This is a genomic window from Rhizobacter sp. J219 (assembly GCF_024700055.1).
GTDB lineage: Bacteria > Pseudomonadota > Gammaproteobacteria > Burkholderiales > Burkholderiaceae_C > Rhizobacter.
In genome coordinates, this window is sequence record NZ_JAJOND010000001.1 from 4697926 (window position 1) to 4719490 (window position 21565).

Here is a 21565-nt window from a genome sequence, read left to right on the forward strand (position 1 = left end):
CGGCACCGGGAATCAAACAAACATTTGGCAGGGGAGGAAGGACTCGAACCCTCGCATGTCGGAATCAAAATCCGATGCCTTAACCAACTTGGCGACTCCCCTACACCGGTTGGCCGCTTGCGCAGCCCACCTTCAACCTGCTCAGCCGGCCCAGCCCTTCAGGGGGTGCTGTTCCAGACTGCGGCACATCCGCCCCACCCAGCCCGGTGGAAGATCCGCCGGAAGCGTCGCCAGGGGTGTGGCGCTTGTGCCTGAAATCCTGCCTGCCCTCGCAAACACCGCACTGCCTGAACCCGTCATGCGGCTGTTGCCGAAATGGGCCTTGAGCAGGGAAGCAGCTTGCGCCACTTCGGGGCAATGGTGCTCGGCGGGTGGCTGCAGGTCGTTGTGACCGAAGCCTTCCAGCAGCGCATCAATGCCGGCGTCCACAAGGAAGCCCGCGACTATAGCAGCTTCGGTATCCCGGGCCAACAGTGGGCTCGTGAAAATGGCGCGGGTTTCGATGCTGGCGGCGGGCTTCACCACGGCCAGCCACTGAGGCGGCAGGGCGAGCGGCGTGAGCTTTTCGCCGATGCCTTCGACCCAGGCGTTATCGCCACCGAGAAAAAACGGCACGTCGGCCCCCAGTGCCAGGCCGATCTCCATCAGGCGTGGCAAAGGCCAATTCAAGCCCCACAGGCGGTTGAGTGCGAGCAAGGTGCTGGCCGCATCGGAGCTGCCGCCGCCCATGCCGGCGCCCCAAGGGACCTGCTTGTCGATGGAAATGTCAGCGCCGAATGTCGCGCCCGACGCGGCCTGCAGCGCGCGGGCGGCCTTGAGGCAGAGGTCTTCTGCCGGCAGGGTGGCGCCCAGATCATGGCGGGCGAGCTGGCCATCGCTTCGGCGCTCGAAGTGCAGCGTGTCGGCCCAGTCGACCAGCGTGAAGACCGACTGCAGCAGGTGGTAGCCGTCGGTGCGGCGGCCAATGACGTGCAGGAAGAGGTTGATCTTGGCCGGCGCGGCCACCTCGTAAAGGGCGGTGAGGGGCATGGTCAGGAGGGGTCGACCCGGGCCCGCACGAGCACGGCCGGTGCCTGGGCGCGCCGGGCGGCGACCCAGCCGTCACTGAAACGGGCGAGGTCGATGCTCCAGCCGAGTTGTTCGAAACCACCGTCGGTGGCTCGGCTGGCGGCGCCGGGCCACGGGCGGCCGCGCAGCCAGTCGAAGAGGGCCGCGACCGGCAGGCGCTCGCCGAGCATCTCTTGCGTCAGGGTGTCGAGGTCGGGGTAGGCGGTTTCGCCTTGCGAGGTGGCGAGCCAGGCGCGTTGACCGGCCCAGCGGGCTTGCGCAATCACGGTGCCGAGCGGGCTGGACAGGTTCAGCTGGCCCGCTTCGGGCGAGCCCTTGAGTTCGAAGTTGCCGCTCTCGCTGCGCGCAGGGGTGGTGGTGGTGGCATCCACCCGCACCGAGAGCTTGCCCGACAGCGTGGTGCTGCCGGTGGGTGCCTGTTGGCCGACGGTGGCGCACCCGGACAGCAGCACCCCTGCCAGCAGGCAGGCCGCCACGAGACCCCTCACAGGTCCACCCGCAGGCGCGCCAGCGTTTCCTTCAGCACCTCGTTGCCCTGGTCGCGGTTGTGTGACTCGCGCAGCACGCGCCGGGCCTCCTCGTGCTGACCGCTCATCCACAGCACCTCGCCGAGGTGCGCGCCGATCTCGACGTCGGGCCGCGACTTGTAGGCCTGCTGCAGCAGGCGCAGGGCTTCCTCGCGGTTGCCGAGGCGATATTCGACCCAGCCAAGGCTGTCGGTGATGAAAGGCTCGCCGGGAGCGAGGTCGAGGGCCTTCTTGATCAGCTCGCGAGCCTCGGGCAGGCGCAGGTTGCGCTCGGCCAGCGAGTAGCCGAGTGCGTTGTAGGCGTGGTGGTGATCGGGTTTGAGCTGGATCACCTTGCGCAAAAGGCGCTCCATCTCGTCCATGCGGTTGAGCTTCTCCACCATCATCGACTGCTCGTACAGCAGGTCGGGGTCGTCGGGGAATTTCTGGTTGGCCGCGGCGAGCACGCGGTTCGCCTCTTCCCACTGCTTGACCTCGCGCAGCACCTGCGCTTCGGCGAGCAGCTTGGCGCGCAGGTCGTCGGGGCCCTTGTCGGGGACGTTGCGGATCAGCTCGCGTGCGGCCTGCACCTTGCCCTGCTTGGCCAGCAGCGACGCGCGGCGCGACTGCACGTCGAGCGCACGTTGCGCGTCGGTGACCTTGGCGAGCCAGGCCTCGGCGCCGACGTAGTCGCGCTGCTGTTCGGCCGCCTGCGACAGCAGCAGGTAGGCCTGCGTCAGGCCACGATCGGCCGCGGTCTCGGCGTTGTCGTCGTCCTCATCTTGCGGGCCTGCCTGGATGACCACCGCGGGCGGCGCGTTCTGTGCCCGTTGCACGTATTGCTGAAGGGCCGCGGTGGCTTCGCGCGGATGCTTCAGCTCCAGCTGCAGCGCGCCCAGCGTCAACCATGCGTTGAGCGGCGGGTTGTCGCCACGCGTCACGGCTTCGAGCTGCGGCACGGCGTCGGCATAACGCTGCCCGGCGCTGAGCACACGGGCGTACACCATGCGAATCGCGTGGCTCGCCGGTTTGGCCTGCAGATGCGATTGCACGATGCTTTCGGCCGCGGGCGTCGTGCCCATCAACTCGAGCGCCAGCAGCGCGGGCAGCTCAGCCGCCGGGTCTTGCGCGTGCGAGGCCTTGGCGAGTTCGTTGGCGCGGGCGTTGTCGCCCGCCGCGAACCACGCGCGCCCGATCGCCACCTGCGCTGCCACGCGGGTGTCGGCGCTGCCGAGCGAAGGTTGCAGGATCTGTTCGAGCCGCTTGGCGGTCTGGGCCTTGTCGCCGCTGCGCTCGAAAAGCCGCGGCAGCGCCGTGATGGCCGCAGAGCGCTCGCCCGCCGGCGTGAGCCGCAGCAGCGTGCGAAGCGGCTCCACCGTGTCATCGGGCCGGTTCATCACGATGAGCAATTGCAGCTGATAGCGTGCGGCTTCCAGCGAATCGGGCAGCGTAGCGCGCCAGACCTGGGTGGTCTGCAGCGCCAGCTCGATGGCGCGCTGCTGCAGCGCGGCTTCGGTGGCGCGGCGGAACAAGGCTTCGTCGCGCGTGCGGCGTGCCGCGTCGATCAGCATCTGGTGGCCTTCCACCACCTGGCCCGAGCGCAACTCCAGCTCGCCGCGCAGCAACTGGTAGAACAACGGGCCGTCAAGTGCGGAGTTGCGCACCGGCTCGGCAGGCCCCTTCGGGGCCGTCTCTTGGGCATGGGCGCCGTGCATCAGCACGAGCGCGCAAGCCAGGGCCAGGCCGGCGCGAGGGAACGGGGAAGAAGTCGGCATGCAAGGCTCCTTGGGCTCGAAAAGATTCTAGGTGTCGCACCGGTTCATCGCCTGGTCCGATTCGTTCCCGTCGTGATAATTCCCGGATGCCAGAACTTCCTGAGGTCGAGGTCACCCGCCAGAGCTTTGCCCACCGCATTTCGGGTGCCCGCGTGACGGCGGTTCGCCTGGGCAAGCCCTTGCGCTGGCCGCTCGGTTGTGCGCCCGAAGAACTCGTCGGCCAGACCGTGGGTGACACGAGCCGGCGCGGCAAATACCTCTGGCTGCCGCTCACTCGCGGCGGGCTGCTGATGCACCTGGGCATGTCGGGCTCGCTGGGCTTCCAGGACACGGCTCCCCCGCATGGCACGCACGATCACTTCGATCTGTCGACCACCCGCGGCGTGCTGCGCCTGACCGACCCGCGTCGCTTCGGGGCGGTCGTCTGGTCGCCAGCGCTCGATGCCGGCATGGCCGCACAGCTGCTCTCGACCCTCGGCGTCGAGCCCTTCGACGCGGCCTTCAACGGCGCCTACCTGCACGCCGCGCTCAAGCGCCGCCGGGTGGCGGTGAAGCTCGCGCTGCTGGCGGGCGACATCGTCGTGGGCGCCGGCAACATCTACGCCTGCGAGGCCCTGTTCCACGCCGGCATCGACCCGCGCACCCGCAGCGACACGATCAGCCGCCCGCGCGCCGAGCGGCTCGCCGTCGCGGTGCGCGACACCCTGGCCCGCGCGCTGGCCCTCGGCGGCTCGACGCTGCGCGACTTCCGCGATGCCCACGGCATGGCCGGCGAATTCCAGCTGCAGGCGCAGGTGTACGGCCGCGAAGGCCTGCCGTGCGGGGTGTGCGGCACGCCCATCCGCCGCATCGTGCAGGGCCAGCGCTCCACCTTCTTCTGCCCTCGCTGCCAGCGCCGCTGAAAGCCGCCGCGAGGCGTTTTGACAAAGCGCCAAAAACCTCACATCTCGTCACCAGCCTGGGCAACCAGTTGTTTCCGCTGCACTGCGCCAAAAGGACACTGCGCTACCATGCCCCACGCTCTTTTGCGTGGCTCGCGACCACCCCCGATGGCGACCTCTTTCGCAAGCAGTCTCGACGAACTCTCCCAGTGGCGTGCCGTGCTGGGCGCGCGGTTGGACGAGTACAGCCGCTTCCTCGCCGAGCACGACGTCGCCGACCCGTCCGCCCACGAATCCCTCGATGCGCTGCGCCGCCGCTTGTCCGGTGAGAAGCTGGTGGTGGCGTTCGTGGCCGAGTTCTCGCGCGGCAAGTCCGAGCTGATCAACGCGATCTTCTTTTCCGACACCGGCCGTCGTGTGCTGCCAGCCACGCCGGGCCGCACCACGATGTGCCCGGTCGAACTGGGCTTCGAGCTGGGCGAAGAGCCGGCACTGGCCCTGCTGCCCATCGGCACCCGCCTCGAAGGACTCTCGCTCGGCGAGCTGCGCAGCCAGCCCAAGGTCTGGACGCACGTGCCACTCGACGTGAAGCTCGCCCGACAAGCTGTCCGATGCGCTGCAGGAAGTGATGCGCACGCAGTGGGTGAGCGTCGATGACGCCAAGGCCCTGGGTTTCTGGGACGACGAGCACCCCGAAGACAACCCGCCCACCGACGACCAGGGCCGTGCCGAAGTGCCGGCCTGGCGCCACGCGATCATCAATTACCCGCACCCGCTGCTGAAGCAGGGCCTCGTCGTGCTCGACACGCCGGGCCTCAACGCCATTGGCGCCGAGCCCGAGCTGACGCTGAGCCTCTTGCCCTCAGCGCATGCGATGGTGTTCATCCTCGGGGCCGACACCGGCGTCACCAAGTCCGACATGGCGATCTGGCGCGACCACCTCGGCTCGCCGGCGCAGACGAGCTTCGTGGTGCTCAACAAGATCGATGCGCTGATCGACCCGCTGGCCACGCCCGAGCAGGTGCGCGAGCAGATCGAATCGCAGCGCCAGGCGACCGCCCGCACGCTGGAGATGTCGCCCGAGCGTGTCTTCCCGCTGTCGGCGCGCCAGGCCCTGGCCTCGCGCATCGAGAAGAACCCGCAAGGCGTGGTCGAGAGCCGCCTGCCGGCGCTCGAGTCCGCGCTCGGCGCGCAGTTGCTGCCGCAGCGCCGCGACATCCTGCAGGAGCTGGTGACCGACGCCATCGTGCGCATGGAAGCGCAGGTCAACCGTGGCCTCGCCGACCGCCGCCGCCAGATGGCCGAGCAAATGCTCGAACTGCGCGGCCTGCGCGGCAAGAGCAGCGCCAAGACGCGCATGATGATCGAGCGTGTCGACGCCGAGACGGCCGAGTTCGAGCAGTGCACGTCCAAGCTGCAGGCGATGCGCATGGTCCACAGCCGCATGCTGAAGAACGCGCTGGTCGACCTCACCAGCGACCGCCTGCGCGAAGAAGTCAACGAGATGCAGAAGGCGATGAATGCCTCGCTGCTCAACCTCGGCGCGAAGAAAGCCTTCCTCGCCCTGTGCGGCAGGCTGCGCGAGCTGCTCGAGGCCTCGCAGGTGCGCGCCGGCGAGATCCGCGAGATGCTCAACGCCTCGTTCGGCAAGCTCAACGCCGAGTTCGGCTTCAGCCTGTCGGTCAACAAGGCCCCCGATTTCGAGCGCTTCATCAAGGAGCTGGCGCTCATCCAGCGCAGCTACGTGCAGTACCTCGGGCTGACCCAGGCGCTGCGCCTGTCGCAGCCCAAGTTCATGGAGCAGTTCCGCCGCATGCTGGTCTCCAAGCTGCGCGTGGTGTTCGAAAACGCCAGCAGCGAGCTGGAGCTGTGGAACAAGATGGCCTCCGCGCAGGTCGATTCGCAGCTGCGCGAGCGGCGCCGTGGCTTCCGCCGCCGCCGTGAGGCGCTTGAGCGCATCCAGGCCGCGTCGGGCGACCTCGAGCAGCGCATTGCCGAACTCGAAGCGCAAGACGAGCAGCTGCACCAGCTGCAGACGCGTTGCCACGAGATGGCCGGCCGCGTGAAAGAGCAGGCCCGTGCCGAAGGCACCCCGGCCGAAGCGCAGAACAGCGAAGCCGGCATGCTCTACGCCGCACAGGCTTGAGCGCCACGCCGACGCAAGATCGTTTTGCCACTCCTCTGATCGCGTGGCAAGCCACGCACGGCCGCCACGACCTGCCCTGGCAGCGCACGACCGACCCGTACCGCGTGTGGCTTTCCGAGGTCATGCTGCAGCAGACGCAGGTGAGCACGGTGCTCGCCTACTACGAGCGTTTCCTGCAGCGCTTTCCCGACGTGAAGGCGCTGGCCGCGGCCACGCAGGACGACGTGCTCGCGCTGTGGAGCGGTCTCGGCTACTACAGCCGTGCGCGCAACCTGCACGCCTGCGCCAAGGCGGTGGTGGCGCTCCACGGCGGCGAGTTTCCGAAGACGGCCGAAGGGCTCGCGACCTTGCCCGGCATCGGCCGCTCGACCGCCTCTGCCATCGCCTCGTTCTGCTTCGGCGAGCGTGTGGCCATCCTCGACGGCAACGTCAAGCGGGTGCTGACGCGCTTCCTCGCATTCGACAAGGACCTCGCCGTGCCGCGCCACGAACGCGAGCTGTGGGATGCCGCCACCGCGCTGCTCCCGTACACCGACATGCCCGCCTACACGCAGGGCATCATGGACCTGGGCGCGACGGTCTGCCTGGCCCGCTCACCGCAATGCCTGCTGTGCCCGGTGCAGGCCGATTGCGCTGCGCGCCGTGCCGGCACGCAGGACAGGTTCCCGGTCAAGACCCGCAAGCTCAAGCGCGGCCGGCGCGAGAACGCCTGGCTGTGGCTCGGCAAGGGCGACGAACTCTGGTTGTGCCCGCGGCCCGACACCGGCGTGTGGGCCGGCCTCTGGAGCCTGCCGGAGTTCGACTCACCGGAAGCGCTGAGCGCCGCCGCCCGCGACTGGCCGGGCGAGCACACAGCCTTGCCGAGCTTCACCCATGTGCTGACGCACCTCGACTGGACCTTGCACCCGTTGCGCGTCGCGCTGCCCAACACGCTCTCGAAGAAGTCGCTCGACGCGATCACCTCGGCCTTGCCGGCCGGTGGTTGGTACGGCCTCGACGAAGCGCTCGCGATGGGCCTGCCCGCGCCGCTGCGCAAGCTGCTCAAGAGCGGCGTTACTTGACCACGCCCTTGGTGCGCAGGAACTCGTTGACAAGCTGAAGCCGCACCTGCGGATCGGGCAGCTCCATCAGCTTCTGCTTGGCCGCCACTGAGATCGGCAGGATCTCGCACCAGCGGTTGGCCACCCAGCCCGCGCTCTCGAACTTGAAGGGTTTGAGAAACGGCTCGGTGCCTTGCTGCTTGAGCGTGGCGATGGCGTTCGCCAGGCCGCGCACGCTTTCCAGGTAGGCGCCGACGGGCGCGATGTTGACGTCGTCGTCGTCGATCACCGTGGCGTGTGCAAGCCACAAGCCGTCGGACTGCTGCTCGCGCGACTGCACCTTGAAGCGGTGCAGGCCGCGGCAGCGCACCTGCAGGATGCCGGGCTGGGTGCTGTCCACATCGAGCAGCTCGGCGGTGGTGCCGATGTCTTCCAGCACCACCGGCTCGCCGGCCTTGCGCACTTCGCTGCCCTGGCGCAGCGCCACCACGCCGAAGGGCTTGCTTTCGCGCAGGCTGGCGCTCACCAGATCCAGATACCGGGCCTCGAACACCTTCAGGCTGAGGAGCCCACCGGGGAAGAGGACGGCTTGTAGCGGGAAGAGGGGCAGGGAGATGAGCGGCGCTTCAGTCTCGGGCATCAAGCTCTCGATGGCGAATGAGCGCGATGCCGCGGCTGGCAAAGCGCCTCGCAAGGGTTTCGACCAGGTAGACCGAGCGGTGTTGCCCGCCAGTGCAACCGATGGCCACCGTCAGGTAGCTGCGCTGGTCGTTCTCGAACGACGGCAGCCAGCGCGAGATGAAGGCCTCGATCTGCGACAGCATCTCCAGCGCTTCGGGCTGCGCTTCCAGGTAGGCGATCACCTCGCGATCGCGCCCGGTCTGGGCGCGCAGCTCGCGCACGTAGTACGGGTTGGGCAGCACTCGCACGTCGAACACGAAATCGGCATCGAGCGGCACGCCATGCTTGAAGGCGAACGACTCGAAAACGAGCGTGAGCGCGCGCGCCTGGGCCTGCACCAGGTCGCGCATCCACAACCGCAGCTGCGCCGGGCGCAGCTGGCTGGTGTCGACCACGGTGGAGGCTTCGCGCAGCCCCGAGAGCAGCTCGCGCTCCATCTCGATCGCGTCGTTGAGCGCGCGGTGGCTCACCGTGGCTTCGTCGTCGCGGCGGCGGGCGGGAGCGCTGGGTGTCAGCTCCTGGCTCAGGGGATGCGGGCGGCGCGTTTCGGAGAAGCGGCGCACCAGCGCATCGGTGCTCGCATCGAGAAAGATCGAGCGCACGGTCACGCCTTCCTGGCGCAGCTCGTGGATGAGCGGCAGCAGATGCGGCAGCGAGCCGGCGCTGCGCACGTCGACGGCGATCGCCACACGCCGCTGCTGGCGCTCGTGTTCCAGTCGGAGGAACTCGCGCAGCAGCTCCGGCGGCAGGTTGTCGACGCAGAAGAAGCCGGCGTCTTCGAGTGCGTGCAGGGCGATCGACTTGCCTGAGCCCGAGATGCCGGTCACCAGCACGATCTCGTGCGGCACGGCAGGGGGGCGACGACGCGGGGGCGGCCGGCACCGCCGGAGCGACCTCGGGCACGGAGTCGGGCAGGGTGCTCATGGACGTTTGCGTGCGCTGCGGCCGGTCGGCTCCGCCGCCACCGACAGCAGCTCCTGCGCATGCGCGAGGGTGGTGCCGGTCTGGCGCTCGCCGCCGAGCATGCGCGCGATCTCAGCCACGCGGGCCTCGCCGCCGACCGGCTGCACGTCGCTGCGGGTCGTGCCGTCGCGCAGCGCCTTGCTGACGACGAAATGGTGGTCGGCACAGGCGGCGACCTGCGGCAGGTGCGTCACGGCCATCACCTGGCGGTCGCGGCCGAGCTGCTTCATCAGGCGGCCGACGGTGTCGGCGACCGCACCGCCGACGCCGGCGTCGACCTCGTCGAAGATCAAGGTGCCCGCGCTGTCGCCCCCTGGGCCAGCTGGCTGGTGGTGACGGCGATGGCGAGTGCGATGCGCGACAGCTCGCCGCCCGAGGCCACCTTGGCGAGTGGCCGAGGCGTGCTGCCGGCGTGGCCCGCCACCAGGAACTCGGCAGATTCCTGGCCGAAGGCCTGGCGTTCGTCTTGCGCGTTCAGTTGCACGTCGAAGCGGCCACCAGCCATGCCCAGCTGCTGCATGGCCTGCGTGATCGCGGCGGCGAGTTTCGGCGCGGCCGTCTTGCGCAGGGCCGACACCCGCTTGGCCTCGGCGTCGTAAGCCGTCGCGGCGTCTTTCAGCGCACGCTCCAGGCCGTCCAGATCGGCCGCGGCATCGAGTGCACGCAGCTCATCCTTCCACTGCGCGAGCAGCGCCGGCAGCTCCGCCGGCGGGCGGCGGTAGCGCTTGGCCAGGCTCATCCAGGCGGAGAGGCGCTCGTCGACTTCGCGCAGGCGTTCGGGGTCGAGTTCGGCATGGCCGAGGTAGCTGGTCAGCGTGTGCGCGGCATCCTGCAGCTGCGTCTGCGCGCTCTGCAGCACCTCGGCCACCTCGGCCAGCCGGCGGTCGTAGTCGGCCACGTCTTGCAGCGCGTCGATCGCGCGGCCTGTGAGGCTGTCTGCATTCAGCTCGGCTTCGCTCACCGCATCGAGCGCGGCCCTTGCGGCGTCCATCAGCGACTGCGCATTCGACAGGCGCTTGTGGTCGGCGTCGAGTTCGTCCCACTCGTCGGCGCCGGGCGCGAGTTTGTCGACTTCGCCGACCTGCCACGCCAGCCGCTCGCGCTCGCGTTCGAGATCGGCCTGCTGGGTGCGCGCCTTCGTCAACGCATCGCCGGCGGTCTTCCAGGCTTGGTAGGCGAGGGCCAGCGCCGAGGTGTCGACGCCGGCATAGGCATCGAGCAGGCCGCGCACCGACGCGGCGCGCGTCAGGCTCTGCCAGGCGTGCTGGCCGTGGATGTCGACCAGGTGATCGGCCGCCTCGCGCAGCTGGGCGACGGTTGCCGGGCTGCCGTTGACCCACGCGCGGCTCTTGCCCTGCGCGTCGATGACGCGGCGCAGCAGCAGCGTGTCGCCCACCTCGAAGCCTGCTTCATCGAGCCAGCCCGCGAGGCTTGCCGGTGAATCGAACTCGGCGCTGATCTCGGCGCGGGCTGCGCCTTCGCGCACCACCCCGGCGTCACCCCGGCTGCCGAGGGCCAGCTGCAGCGCATCGATGAGGATCGACTTGCCCGCGCCGGTCTCGCCGGTGAGCACCGAAAACCCCCTGCCAGCTCGACTTCGAGCGACGTGACGATGACGAAATCCCGCAAGGAAAGTCGGCGCAGCATGATCGATCGTGTTCAGTTGACGCCCGCGTGCCAGTGCAGCTTGCGCCGCAGCGTGGCGTAGTAGCTCCAGCCCCGCGGATGCAGGAAGCGCACCTGGTGGCTCGACCGACGCACCACGATGCGATCGCCCGGCAACAGGCTCGCGAGGCTTTGCATGTCGAAGTTGACGCTCGCGTCGCGGCCGTTCACCACTTCGATCAGGATGTCTTGCGTGTCGGGCAGCACGATGGGCCGGTTCGACAGGTCGTGCGGCGCGATCGGCACCAGCAGCCAGCCGCCGATGCCCGGGTGCAGGATGGGCCCGCCGGCCGACAGCGCATACGCCGTCGAGCCGGTGGGTGACGCGATGATCACGCCATCCGACCGCAGGTTGGCCACGAACTCGGTGCCCACGTCGACCTTCACTTCCAGCATGCCGGCGGTCGCGCTGCGGCTCACCACCACGTCGTTCATCGCAAAGCCATCGAAGATGCGCTGCTCGTCGCGCACCACGCTGCCTTCGAGCATGGTGCGTCGCTCTTCTTCATAGTCGCCGGCGATGATGGGTGCGAGCGCCTCGGCATAGTGGCCGACCGGGATGTCGGTGATGAAGCCGAGCCGGCCCTGGTTGATGCCGACCATCGGCAGGTTGAAGCGGGCCAGCTGGCGGGCGATGCCCAGCATGGTGCCGTCGCCGCCGACCACCACCGCCATGTCGCAATGCTTGCCGAGTTCGGCGGGGTTCAAGCCGTTGAGATCGGTGATGCCGGTGTTGAGCGCCGTTTCCCGCTCCAACGACACTTCGAGACCTTGCCGCGAGAGGAAATGCGCGATCTCTTCGAGCACCCCACGGATGCCCCGGGCCTGGTACTTGCCCACGAGTGCGGCGTGTCGAAAGCGTGACGGCATGCGAAGGATTACACCACAGGGACTTTGACAGGATGGGGTCTGAGGTGGGTGCCCGAGGCCCCGCGTCCTACAATGAAAAACCATGTTGGACGAGCGAGCCAGAACCCTCCTGAAAGCGCTGGTCGAGCGCTACATCGCCGACGGGCAGCCCGTCGGCTCGCGCACGCTTTCCAAGGCCTCGGGGCTCGACTTGTCTCCTGCCACCATCCGCAACGTGATGGCCGACCTGGAAGAGCTGGGCTTGATCGCGAGCCCCCACACCAGCGCCGGCCGCATCCCGACCGCCCGCGGCTACCGGCTGTTCGTCGACACCATGCTGACGGCGCAGCCCATCGACCTGAGCGCCGCCAGTGCGCCGCTCGAAACCCAGCTTGCGCCTGACCAGCCGCAACGTGTGATCGCCAACGCGGCGCAGATGCTCAGCAGCCTGTCCAGCTTCGTCGGCGTGGTGACGGCGCCGCGCAAGGCCAGCGTCTTTCACCACATCGAGTTCCTGCGGCTGTCGGAGCGGCGGGTGCTCGTGATCATGGTCGCGCCCGACGGCGACGTGCAGAACCGCGTCATCATGACCGCGCACGACCACACCCAGAGCGAGCTGATCGAGGCCAGCAACTACCTCACGCAGCAATACGCCGGGCTCACCATCGAAGAAGTGCGCGAGCGCCTGAAGCGCGAGGTCGACGTGCTGCGCGGCGAGATCGCCTCGCTGATGCAGGCCGCCGTGCAGGCCGGCAGCGAGGCGATGGCCGACCAGCAGGAGCAGGTCGTCATCAGCGGCGAGCGCAACCTGCTCACGGTGCAAGACTTTTCCAGCGACATGGGGTCCTTGCGCAAGCTCTTCGACCTCTTCGAGCAGAAGACGCAGCTGATGCGCCTCCTGGACGTGAGCAGCCGCGCCGAAGGCGTGCGCATCTACATCGGCGGCGAGAGCATGGTGGTGCCGTTCGAGGACTCTCGGTCGTGTCGGCGCCGTATGAAGTGAACGGCCAGATCGTGGGTACGCTGGGCGTCATCGGGCCGACGCGCATGGCGTACGACCGCATGATCCAGATCGTCGACATCACGTCGCGGCTGGTGAGCAATGCGCTCAGCGTGAAGTAGCGGCGGGCTGCCTACAATCGCGGCTCTTTCGAGAGGGGCCGTTAGCTCAGTTGGTTAGAGCAGAGGACTCATAATCCTTTGGTCGCTGGTTCGAGCCCAGCACGGCCTACCAACTCTCTTGTCATCGGCCTCAGACGACCGCGAGATCGACGAGCTTGCTTGGCGCGGCAGACAACTTGGCCTTCGTCGAGCGCAGATCTGCGACACGCTGCACCACAAAGGCCGCATCCCTCGCCACCCCCGAGAAGCGCCCCGACCCCCCAGGTGTGCAGCCACGGCAGGCCGATGAAGTACAGGCCGGGCACACGCGTCAGCCCGCGCTCGTGCACCGGGTGGCCGCGGCCGTTGAAGACCGGGGCGTCGAGCCAGCGGAAATCGGGCGCGAAGCCGATGCACCACAGCACGCTCGTGATGCCCGCATCTTTCAGCGACAAGGTCTCGCGCTCCTCGCTCGGCTCCCACACCGGCTCGTAGACGCTCGCGGGCGGCGCCTGCAGGCCCTGCTCGTCGATGTAGCGGTCGATCGAGGCGTTGATGCCGTTGTAGGTGCGGTCGGCCTGGTCGAGCACTTCGCGCAGGCGCGGGGCGAAGCGCAGCGTGTCGCCGTCGGCATCGAGGCCGGTGAGCGCGCCGTAGAGCTGCATGCCTTCGCTGGCGAAGCGGCGCAGGTCGATGTCGCGCCCGCCGTCGCGGCCGGTCACGTAGTGGTTGGTGTTGTCGCGCACGCCCTCGCGCAGCGGGTGCTGGCCCACCGGCATGTCGTAGTAGCCCATGTCGGCCAGCCAGTCGACCACGTCGCGGCCGCGGTAGAAGCGCGCGCAGCGCGGCGCATCGCCCACCGCCAGCACCACCTCGCGGCCGGCGAGGTGCAGGTCTTCGGCGATCTGCGCGCCGCTCTGGCCCGAGCCGACCACCAGCACCTTGCCGGGTGGCAGCTGCGCGGCGTTGCGGTACTGCGCCGAATGGAGCTGCAGCACCGGCGCCGGCAAGCGCTCGGCCAGGCGCGGCACGATGGGCTCGTGGTAGCCGCCCGAGGCGACGACGACCTGCTGCGCGGTGCACTCGCCGTCGCTGCTGCGCACGAGGAAGCCGCCCTCGGGCAGCGGCTTCACCAGCTCCACCGCCACACCCTCGCGCAGCGGCGCGTCCACATGGGCGCGAAACGCATCGAGGTACTGCACGATCTCCTCGCGCTTCATGAAGCCGTGCGGGTCGTCGCCGCGGTACGGGTGGCCGGGCAGCGCGCACTGCCAGTTGGGCGTGACGAGGCAGAAGTTGTCCCAGCGCTGGGTGCGCCACACGTGCATCGCGCGGTGTTTCTCGAACACCACGTGCTCGATGCCTTCGGCCCTCAGACCGTGGCTGATGGACAGGCCGGCCTGGCCGCCGCCGACGACGACGACTTCGTGATGGGGCAGGGTGGGGTTCTTCATGAAGGGACTCCGGTGAAAGCTCAGGCGGGTTCGAACGCGAGCACGCGCACGCGGGCCTCGGCGTCGTGGGCAAAGGGGGCGGCGTGGGCCTCGGTCTGCAGCAGCTGGTCGGCCGCGCGCGAGCAGGCGAAGCCGAATTTCTCGCGCACCCGCTCGCTCGCGATGGCGGTGGCCTCGCGCACCCGGCGCAGCAGCTCGGGCAGCGGGTAGTCCTCGCCGGGCGTGAGGTAGTCGTGGATCACGAGCGAGGGCGAGTAGCAGACGGTCTCGCTGGCATCGGGCCAGCGAAGGCGGTAGTGCATGGCGGGCATGGGGTCGGTCTCAGGGGTGGTCTCAGGGGCCGAGGGCTTCGGCAGGCGTGGCGATCGATGCGTGCAGCGTGCGCAGGTACCAGGCTTCGTGCAGCGCCGCGCTGCGCTCCCACGCATGGGCCAGGCACACGGCCGGCGGTGCGCCGAGCTTGGGCATGCGCGCGGCGGATTGCAGGCCGGCGGCGATGGAGTCGATGCGCTCCGGGTCGCACCACGCGACGGCCGCCTCATCACGCAGGTGCTCGGTGAACGGCGGGCGCATCGACACCAGCACCGGCGTGCCGCAGGCCAGCGCTTCGAGTGCGACGAGGCCAAAGCCTTCGACGAGCGACGGCATGGCCAGCACGTCGGCGCGGCGCATCAGCGTGGGCAGCATCTCGTCGGGCAGCGGGCCGGTGCGGAGCACGGGCGCGCCGGGTCCTTCGGCGAGGCCGAGCTCGCCCAGGGCCTGCTGCCAGGCGCGGCGGGCGCTGCTGTGGTCGAGCATGCTCGCGCCACCGGCCACCACCAGGCGGGCCTGGGCCCACGCGGGGTCGTCGCGGCGCAGCATGGCGAAGGCGTGCAGCACCCGGACGGTGTTCTTGCGTTCCTCCACGCCGCCGACCAGCAGGCACACCGGGCCCGCGTCGTCGGCCAGCCCCAGCGACTGCAGGCGCGGCCCATCGAGCGCGTCGGCCACCGGCCGGTAGCGGCGCAGGTCGACGCCGTTGTACATGCGCGCCGGCAACACGCCGAAGTGCTCACGGAAATGCGCGCACCAGGTGTCGCTGACACAGGCCACGCCGTCGGCCGCACGCCAGGCGCGCGCCTGCCAGCGGTTGAGCGTCTCCTGCGCGAAGACGTCGAGGTGGTGCACGGTGCGCAGCCAATGCGGCACATGAACCCCGCGTTCGCGCAGCAGGGCCAGCGCGTTGCCGCTCACGCTATCTTGTGCATGCAGCAGGTCGAAGCCGCCTCGCCGCAGCACGGCGGGCAACGCCGCCACCAAGGCCTCGATGCGCTGCCGCACCTGCTCCACCAGGTCGCCCGTCAGCACCGGCAAGCGGATCATCTCAACCGGAAACGCCGTCGCCCGAAACAACGATTCGCCCGGCTCGGCCGAGGCGATCACCGTCACGCGGTGGCCGCGCTGCACCAGGGCGTCGGCCAGCTCCAGCGTGTGGATCACGCCGCCGCGCGGGCGCACCGAGTGCGTGAGCAGGGCGATGTTCATGCAGCCGCCCTCAGTGGCAAGTGCAGCGTGGGCAGCACGGGCGCGGCGCCGATGAAAGGCTCGGCCGCCAGGTCCCACAGCCTCGTTTGCGCGTCGCCCAATTGCAGCGTGAGGCGGGAGCCGGGCTGCACCGTGCCGATGTCGGCGCAGGCGATGCCATGCGAATCGAACACCTCCTGCACCACCTCGGCCTGCGCTTCGCGCACGCTCAGCAGGTAACCGTAGCTCGGAAAGGCGCAAAGCCAGCGCAGGTGCGCCGCGAACGCGGCGTCTCCGGTCTCGTGCCAGCCGGGCGTGCCGGGCGGCAGCGGCAGGTGCGCGAGGTCCACGTGCGCGCCGGCCCCTGAACATTCGAGCAGCATCAACAGCGTGCCCAGCACGCCGGCCATGCTGATGTCCTTGCCGGCATCGCACAGGCCCGCTTCGGCGATCTGCGGCAGCAGTGCGAGGTCGGCACGCAGCCGCTCGGCCGGTGCCGAGGTCGAGGCGTTCCAGAAAGGGTGCCCCTCCTGCCACGCACCGCGCAGGTCGACCGCCATCAGCAGCCGGTCGCCGGGCCGTGCCGCAAAGCTGCTGATCAGCCGCTTCGCACGGCCGAGCACCGCCACCGCGAGCTGGCCGTGGCCCGCGTGCAGGTTGCTGTGGCCGCCGACGAGTGGCACCCCGTAGCGCTCGCACGCGGCGCGCATGCCGGCGAGCAGCTGCTGCGCCACCTCGGGCTCGCCGGCCCACAGCGCATCGACCACCGCCAGCGGCCGCCCGCCCATCGCGGCGATGTCGCTCAGGTTGACCATCACGCCGCTGTAGCCGGCGAACCAGGGCATGGCGGCGATGAAGTCCTGCACCAGGCCTTCGATGGCGAGCAGCAGGTGGCCGTCTCCCGCAGCGTCTGGCAGCACGGCGCAGTCGTCGCCATTGGGCACGCTCGTGAGGCCGGCCACCGAGCCCAGCTGCGGCAGCACCGCGGCGATGTCGCGCTTGTGCGCGAAGCCGCGGCTCTGGCGCAGCGCCTGGGCGAGTTGCGTCAGGTGGTCCATCGTCGCGTCAGCCTTGCGTGAGCACGAAACCGGCATACGGCGTGGGGCAGGGCGGGTAGTGCGCGAGCGAGGCGCGCATCCAGCCATGCGGCCGGCCATGCAGCTCGCGCATCTCGAGCAGCTCCCAGTTCAGGCGCTGGAAGAGCGGCACGTTCTGCGCCTGCACGTGGGCCAGGAATTCGTCGCAGCCGAGCGCATGCGCGCTGCTCACCGCCAGGCGGATGAGGCTGGAGCCGAGCCGCTTGTGCTGCCGCCAGTCGGCCCGCACCGCCAGCCGCGAGCCCCACCACACGCCCGGGGCGGCCTGGTGGATGCGCACGGTGCCGATCACCTCGTCGGCCTCGCCGGCAATGCACGTGAGCGCCACCAGCGAGCGTGTGCTCGGGTCGTGGCGGTCGATCTCGTCGAGGTCGTCGTGCGCGAAGAGGCGCTGCTCCTCGCAGAACACCCGCCGCCGCAGCGCGAGCGCCTCGCGCTCCATCCACGGGTCGCTGGCCCACTGGATGCGAAAACCCTGCGGCGTGTACGACGGGTCGAGTCTCGCACCAGGGTTGCGGGTGGGCGGCGTGCAGCTGCATCGTGTGTTCCTTCAAGGGTTCAAACGGCGAGAGGCGCTTCGTAGCGAGACAAGGTGGAGCAGGCCGCGCAGCGCCCGCAGCCCGCCTTGATGTCGCCGGCGCGCAGGCCGGCATCGGCCACCCGCTGGCCCAGCGGCTCCAGCACGCTGCGCATGAACTCGGCCGACGGGGCGGGGCGGTCTTCGAGCGGCGTGCCGCTGATGGGCACGAAAGGCACGACGAAGGGGTAGACGCCCATCGCCAGCAGCCGCTCGCTGGTCGACAGCAGCAGCTCGGCGCTGTCGCCCAGACCGGCGAGCAGGTAGGTGCTGACCTGGCCTCGGCCGAACACCTCGACCGCCGCCTCGAACGCACTCCAATAGCGGCTCATCGGCACCTCGGCCTTGCCGGGCAGGATCTCGCGGCGCAGCGCGTCGCCGATCACTTCGAGGTGCATGCCCAGCGTGTCGACGCCCGCATCCTTCATGCGCTGGAACCACGCATCGGTGTCGGGCGGCTCGCATTGCGCCTGCAGCGGCAGGTCGACCGCGGCGCGGATGGCCTCGGCGCTGTCGCACAGCACTTTCGCGCCGCGGTCGGGCGTGGGCGGCGTGCCGGTGGTCATCACCATGTGCTTCACGCCGTCGAGCTCGACCGCGGCTTTCGCCACCTCGGCGAGCTGCGCCGGTGTCTTGTGCGCGATGGTGCGGCCGGCCGCGAGCGACTGGCCGATGGCGCAGAAGCGGCAGGCCTTGCGCCGGCTCTCGTAGCGGATGCAGGTCTGCAGCACGGTGGTGGCGAGCACGTCGCTGCCGTGCAGCGTGGCGATGTGCGAATACGGGATGCCGTCGGCCGTGCTGCGCGCATAGAAGCGCGGCTGGCGCGGGAAGCTCACGCTCGCGATCGGGATGCTGCCGCGCCGCAGCACGCTGCGCCCATCGGGGCCGGGTGCGTCGGCGACGAAGGGCGAGCTGAAGGCGGTGTGGGTGTGCACCGGCACCATCAGCGTCACGCCGTCGACGGTCACCGCCTTGTGGTCCGACGGGCCGGCGCCGCCGCGGCGGCTGCCCGCGCCCGCGCCGGGGTCGAGCAGGCGCAGGCCCTGCGACTGCAGCTCGGTCATCAGGGCGCGCGAGGCCTCGGGCATCGCGAGGGCTTCAGTCATGGGGAACTCCTTCGGGCAAGGGCAGGGCGGTTTCTTGCGAGGGCGCAGACGGCCACGGCTGCGTGGTGCTGGTCGCATCGCGGCGGATCACGAGGCTCAGCAGCTCGGGGCGCGCGTAGTGGCCCACCGAATCCATCATGCGTTTGCGCTTGGCGATGAGCGCCATGTCGAGGTCGGCGATCACCAGGCCTTCGCCTTCGGTCAGCGGCTCGGCGAGGTACTTGCCTTCCGGCGAAATGATTGCTGTGTGGCAGCCGCCGCGCAGCGCGCCCTGCAGCTTCTCGTCGGCGGTGATGGCGCGTACCTGCGCCTCGTGCAGCCAGCCGGTGGCGTTGACGACGAAGCAGCCCGACTCCAGCGCGTGGTGGCGAATGGTCACGCCCATCTGATCGGCAAAGATCTGGCCGACCAGCGAGCCGGGGAATTGCGCGCAGTGGATCTCTTCGTGCTGCGCCATCAGCGCGTAGCGGGCGAGCGGGTTGTAGTGCTCCCAGCAGGCGAGCGCGCCGACGCGGCCCACGCGCGTGTCGACGGTGGTGAGGCCGGCGCCGTCGCCCTGGCCCCACACCATGCGCTCGTGGTAGGTCGGCGTGATCTTGCGGCGCTTGAGCAAGAGGCGGCCGTCGGCATCGAAGATCACCTGCGTGTTGTAGAGGCTGCCGTGGTCACGCTCGTTGACGCCGAGCACGACCACCATGCCGGCCTCGCGTGCGGCGGCCGCCACCGCATCGGTCAGCGGCCCCGGTACGGTGGGCGCGCGCTCCATCAAGAGCAGGTGCGCCGGCCCCTGCTGCACCGGCGGCTGCACGAAGCTGAAGTAGGGGTAGTAGGGCACGAAGGTCTCGGGGAAGACGATCAGCTCCACGCCCTTGCGCGAGGCCTCGCGCACGGTCTCGAGCACGCGGGCGAGCGTGCCGTCGGCACTCTCCAGATCGGGCGAGATCTGGGCCGCCGCGGCGCGCACCGACTTCGGCTTCGTGCTCATTTCAGAGCGTCCAGGTGTCGAGGATGAACGCGCCCTCTTTGCGATGGAGCAGCACGATGTCGAGCACATCGAGCGGGTTGATCGGGCGGATGCCTTCGATCAGCGCCCCTTCGCCGTGGCCGTAGAGCGCCTGCAGCGCGAAGCGGCAGGCGTAGACCTTGCCGCCCTCGGCGATGAATTTGCCGATCTGCTCGTTGAAGTTCTGGTGGCCGGGGAAGGCCGCGTCGCCCAGCTTCGGAAAGCCGCGCTTCACGCCCAGCGTGACGCCGGGGCCGTAGAGCAGGATCGAGGTGTCGAAGCCCTTGCGTTGCAGGCGCGTGGCCTGCAGCAGGTTGACGAAGCCGATCGAGCCTTCGAAGGCCACGGTGTGGAAGGTGACCAGCGCCTTCTCGCCGGGCTTGGCCTTGACGTCCTCGAACACCTTCTCTTCGTAGTCGACCAGGAAATCGCCCTTCTGGGCGGCGGGGTGGGTGACCTTGGGCATGGGATGAGTCCTCGCGTGGTGGTTGGGCCGGCACGGCGCCGGACGCTCCTCTCTTTGCGAGCGACATGCCACGCCGCGGCGCGGGCGGCCGATCAACATGCGATCAACGGGGCGTCATGCGCACGGCCCGCCGCGATGGCCCACCGCAGGCACGCCAATGCACCCCGCACCACGAGACGGCAGCCGATGCAATCAATGCACCCGATCAATGGCCGGCGTGCACCTGGAATGGCCGCGCATCACGAGGGCGAGGCCGTGCAATCAAGCCGTGCGACAGGCACACTGGGCCATGCCGTTCACGCACTGGATTGCCCGCATCCGCCACAGCAGCCTGCCGGCGTATCAGCTCATCCCCGAGCTGATCGCCGAAGACTTGCAGCAGGGCCGGCTCGCCCCTCGCCAGCGCCTGCCGCCGCTGCGCGACCTGGCCGTCACGCTGCAGCTCAACTACACGACGGTGGTGCGCGGCTTCGCCTCGGCGCGCGAGCGTGGGCTGATCGCCTCGCGGCCCGGCATGGGCTCGTACGTGCGCGGCTCCTTCATCGGCCTGCCGCTGCGCGCCGGCACCGGCGCCGAGATGACGATGAACATGCCCCCCGAGATCGAGGACCACCCGGCGATGCAGGCGCTGCAGCAGAGCGCCGCCGAGGCCATCACCCACTCGACGCTGCACGACCTGATGCGCTACCAAGACTTCGGCGGCACCGCGCACGACCGCGAGCTCGCCGCGCACTGGCTCGCGCAGTGGGTGCCCGAGGCCACGGCCGACCGGGTGCTGGTGGCGCCAGGCATCCACGCCGTGCTGCTGGCGCTTGTGTCGATGCTGGTGAAGCCGGGCCAGAGCCTGTGCGTCGAGAGCCTGGTGTACCCCGGCCTGAAGGCCATTGCCGCGCAGCTGGGCACGCAGCTCCTGCCCATCACGATGGACGAGCACGGCCTCGTGCCCGAGGAGCTGGAGGCCGCGTGCAAGAGCACGCCCGTGGGCGCGATCTACCTCTGCCCGAACATCCACAACCCCACCACCGCCACGCTGCCCATGCGCCGCCGCGAGCAGATCGCCGACATCGCGCTGCGCTTGAGCATCCCCATCATCGAAGACGACGCCTACGGCATGCTGCCCGCCGCCACGCCGCCGGCGCTGGCCGACTACGCCGGCGCGCTGACCTACTACATCAGCGGCCTCTCGAAGTGGCTGGGCGCCGGCATGCGTGTGGCCTACGTGCTCGCGCCGACGCACGCCGCCCAGCAGCGCCTGGCCGGCGCCCTGCGCGCGACGACGGTGATGGCCTCACCCTTCATCAACGCGGTGGTCTCGCACTGGCTCGAGCAGGGGCACGGCCGCGAGGTGCTGGCGGCGGTGCGCGCGGAGTGCGGGTGGCGCAGTGCGCTGATGCGCGAGCGGCTCGGGGCGTATGGGCTGCGGGTGCACCCGCAGGGGTTCCATGGGTGGTTGCCGTTGCCGGAAGGGGATGCCAACGCGGGCTCGTCTGCGACGCAGATTGCGAGTGCATTGCGGGAGCTGGGGGTGGCGGCGGTGGCGGCGAGTGCGTTCTCGACGGATCGGCAGCCGCCGGAAGGGCTGCGGCTGTGTTTGGGGGGTGGGCTGAATCGGGATGACTGTGGGCGGGCGTTGCGGGCTGTGGAGCGGGCGCTTGGGGCGGCGGAGGTGGCGGAATGATTAGCG

The 21565-nt window shown here is 69.7% G+C and carries 18 protein-coding genes, 2 tRNA genes and 3 pseudogenes; 7 read left to right on the forward strand and 16 right to left on the reverse strand.

The window, feature by feature from the left end; genetic code table 11:
* Nucleotides 1–25 precede the first annotated feature (25 nt).
* The 4 genes from LRS03_RS22375 to LRS03_RS22390 all read right to left on the reverse strand — a co-directional run bounded on the left by LRS03_RS22375 (nt 26) and on the right by LRS03_RS22390 (nt 3349).
* A tRNA-Gln gene (locus LRS03_RS22375) sits at nt 26–102 on the reverse strand.
* Between the two features lie 39 nt (nt 103–141).
* Nucleotides 142–1029, reverse strand: coding sequence for a 4-(cytidine 5'-diphospho)-2-C-methyl-D-erythritol kinase (gene ispE, locus LRS03_RS22380; protein ID WP_257828358.1), 888 nt, complete (start codon nt 1027–1029; stop codon nt 142–144).
* Between the two features lie 2 nt (nt 1030–1031).
* Nucleotides 1032–1556, reverse strand: a complete 525-nt coding sequence (locus LRS03_RS22385; protein ID WP_257828359.1) for an outer membrane lipoprotein LolB — start codon at nt 1554–1556, stop codon at nt 1032–1034.
* Entirely contained in the window at nt 1553–3349 is a 1797-nt protein-coding gene (locus LRS03_RS22390; RefSeq protein WP_257828360.1) for a tetratricopeptide repeat protein, read from the reverse strand. The genes LRS03_RS22385 and LRS03_RS22390 overlap by 4 nt, the downstream gene beginning before the upstream one ends.
* Nucleotides 3350–3435: 86 nt before the next feature.
* Between LRS03_RS22390 and mutM the strand changes: the two genes are divergently transcribed.
* The 4 genes from mutM (at nt 3436) to mutY (ending at nt 7437) form a co-directional block, all read left to right on the forward strand.
* Nucleotides 3436–4251, forward strand: a complete 816-nt coding sequence (gene mutM / locus LRS03_RS22395) for a bifunctional DNA-formamidopyrimidine glycosylase/DNA-(apurinic or apyrimidinic site) lyase (protein WP_257828361.1) — start codon at nt 3436–3438, stop codon at nt 4249–4251.
* A gap of 147 nt (nt 4252–4398) precedes the next feature.
* The gene (locus tag LRS03_RS22400; RefSeq protein WP_257828362.1) at nt 4399–4887 is read left to right on the forward strand and encodes a P-loop NTPase family protein; all 489 of its coding nucleotides are present in this window, start codon (nt 4399–4401) and stop codon (nt 4885–4887) included.
* Complete coding sequence (locus tag LRS03_RS22405) at nt 4859–6376, forward strand: dynamin family protein (RefSeq protein WP_257828363.1); 1518 nt, start codon at nt 4859–4861, stop codon at nt 6374–6376. Before LRS03_RS22400 ends, LRS03_RS22405 begins: the two co-directional genes overlap by 29 nt.
* Complete coding sequence (gene mutY, locus LRS03_RS22410; protein WP_257828364.1) at nt 6373–7437, forward strand: A/G-specific adenine glycosylase; 1065 nt, start codon at nt 6373–6375, stop codon at nt 7435–7437. Before LRS03_RS22405 ends, mutY begins: the two co-directional genes overlap by 4 nt.
* On the opposite strand, the gene LRS03_RS22415 is transcribed toward mutY, so the two are convergent.
* The 4 genes and pseudogenes from LRS03_RS22415 to LRS03_RS22430 all read right to left on the reverse strand — a co-directional run bounded on the left by LRS03_RS22415 (nt 7430) and on the right by LRS03_RS22430 (nt 11595).
* Nucleotides 7430–8056, reverse strand: a complete 627-nt coding sequence (locus LRS03_RS22415) for an LON peptidase substrate-binding domain-containing protein (RefSeq protein WP_257828365.1) — start codon at nt 8054–8056, stop codon at nt 7430–7432. The two genes, mutY and LRS03_RS22415, sit on opposite strands and share 8 nt — an antisense overlap.
* Nucleotides 8043–8945 carry an RNase adapter RapZ gene (gene rapZ, locus LRS03_RS22420; protein WP_257828366.1) on the reverse strand — a complete coding sequence of 301 codons (903 nt, stop codon included), beginning with the start codon at nt 8943–8945 and terminating at the stop codon, nt 8043–8045. The genes LRS03_RS22415 and rapZ overlap by 14 nt, the downstream gene beginning before the upstream one ends.
* Nucleotides 8946–9017: 72 nt before the next feature.
* Nucleotides 9018–10707: pseudogene (gene recN / locus LRS03_RS22425) on the reverse strand (DNA repair protein RecN).
* A 12-nt stretch (nt 10708–10719) separates the two neighbouring features.
* The gene (locus LRS03_RS22430) at nt 10720–11595 is read right to left on the reverse strand and encodes an NAD kinase (RefSeq protein WP_257828367.1); all 876 of its coding nucleotides are present in this window, start codon (nt 11593–11595) and stop codon (nt 10720–10722) included.
* A gap of 82 nt (nt 11596–11677) precedes the next feature.
* Here LRS03_RS22430 and hrcA point away from each other — a divergent pair.
* Together hrcA and LRS03_RS22440 are read left to right on the forward strand one after the other, a co-directional pair.
* Nucleotides 11678–12696 (forward strand): annotated as a pseudogene (hrcA, locus tag LRS03_RS22435) (heat-inducible transcriptional repressor HrcA).
* A gap of 35 nt (nt 12697–12731) precedes the next feature.
* Nucleotides 12732–12808 (forward strand) — tRNA-Ile (locus LRS03_RS22440).
* An 18-nt stretch (nt 12809–12826) separates the two neighbouring features.
* Here the strand turns inward: LRS03_RS22440 and LRS03_RS22445 are convergent.
* The 8 genes and pseudogenes from LRS03_RS22445 to LRS03_RS22480 all read right to left on the reverse strand — a co-directional run bounded on the left by LRS03_RS22445 (nt 12827) and on the right by LRS03_RS22480 (nt 19881).
* Nucleotides 12827–14129: pseudogene (locus tag LRS03_RS22445) on the reverse strand (MSMEG_0569 family flavin-dependent oxidoreductase).
* A 20-nt stretch (nt 14130–14149) separates the two neighbouring features.
* Complete coding sequence (locus LRS03_RS22450; protein ID WP_257828368.1) at nt 14150–14440, reverse strand: MSMEG_0570 family nitrogen starvation response protein; 291 nt, start codon at nt 14438–14440, stop codon at nt 14150–14152.
* Nucleotides 14441–14462: 22 nt separating this feature from the next.
* Nucleotides 14463–15653, reverse strand: a complete 1191-nt coding sequence (locus LRS03_RS22455) for an MSMEG_0565 family glycosyltransferase (protein ID WP_257828369.1) — start codon at nt 15651–15653, stop codon at nt 14463–14465.
* Nucleotides 15650–16690, reverse strand: a complete 1041-nt coding sequence (locus LRS03_RS22460; protein WP_257828370.1) for a sll0787 family AIR synthase-like protein — start codon at nt 16688–16690, stop codon at nt 15650–15652. Before LRS03_RS22460 ends, LRS03_RS22455 begins: the two co-directional genes overlap by 4 nt.
* A 7-nt stretch (nt 16691–16697) precedes the next feature.
* Nucleotides 16698–17195, reverse strand: a complete 498-nt coding sequence (locus tag LRS03_RS22465; protein WP_257829642.1) for an MSMEG_0567/Sll0786 family nitrogen starvation N-acetyltransferase — start codon at nt 17193–17195, stop codon at nt 16698–16700.
* A gap of 92 nt (nt 17196–17287) precedes the next feature.
* Complete coding sequence (locus tag LRS03_RS22470; protein ID WP_257829644.1) at nt 17288–18370, reverse strand: MSMEG_0568 family radical SAM protein; 1083 nt, start codon at nt 18368–18370, stop codon at nt 17288–17290.
* A 34-nt stretch (nt 18371–18404) separates the two neighbouring features.
* Entirely contained in the window at nt 18405–19397 is a 993-nt protein-coding gene (locus LRS03_RS22475) for a Nit6803 family nitrilase (RefSeq protein WP_257828371.1), read from the reverse strand.
* Nucleotide 19398: 1 nt separating this feature from the next.
* Nucleotides 19399–19881 carry an MSMEG_0572/Sll0783 family nitrogen starvation response protein gene (locus tag LRS03_RS22480; protein WP_201812159.1) on the reverse strand — a complete coding sequence of 161 codons (483 nt, stop codon included), beginning with the start codon at nt 19879–19881 and terminating at the stop codon, nt 19399–19401.
* A 289-nt stretch (nt 19882–20170) separates the two neighbouring features.
* On the opposite strand from LRS03_RS22480, the gene LRS03_RS22485 reads away from it, so the two are divergent.
* The gene (locus LRS03_RS22485; protein ID WP_257828372.1) at nt 20171–21559 is read left to right on the forward strand and encodes an aminotransferase-like domain-containing protein; all 1389 of its coding nucleotides are present in this window, start codon (nt 20171–20173) and stop codon (nt 21557–21559) included.
* Nucleotides 21560–21565: the final 6 nt, after the last annotated feature.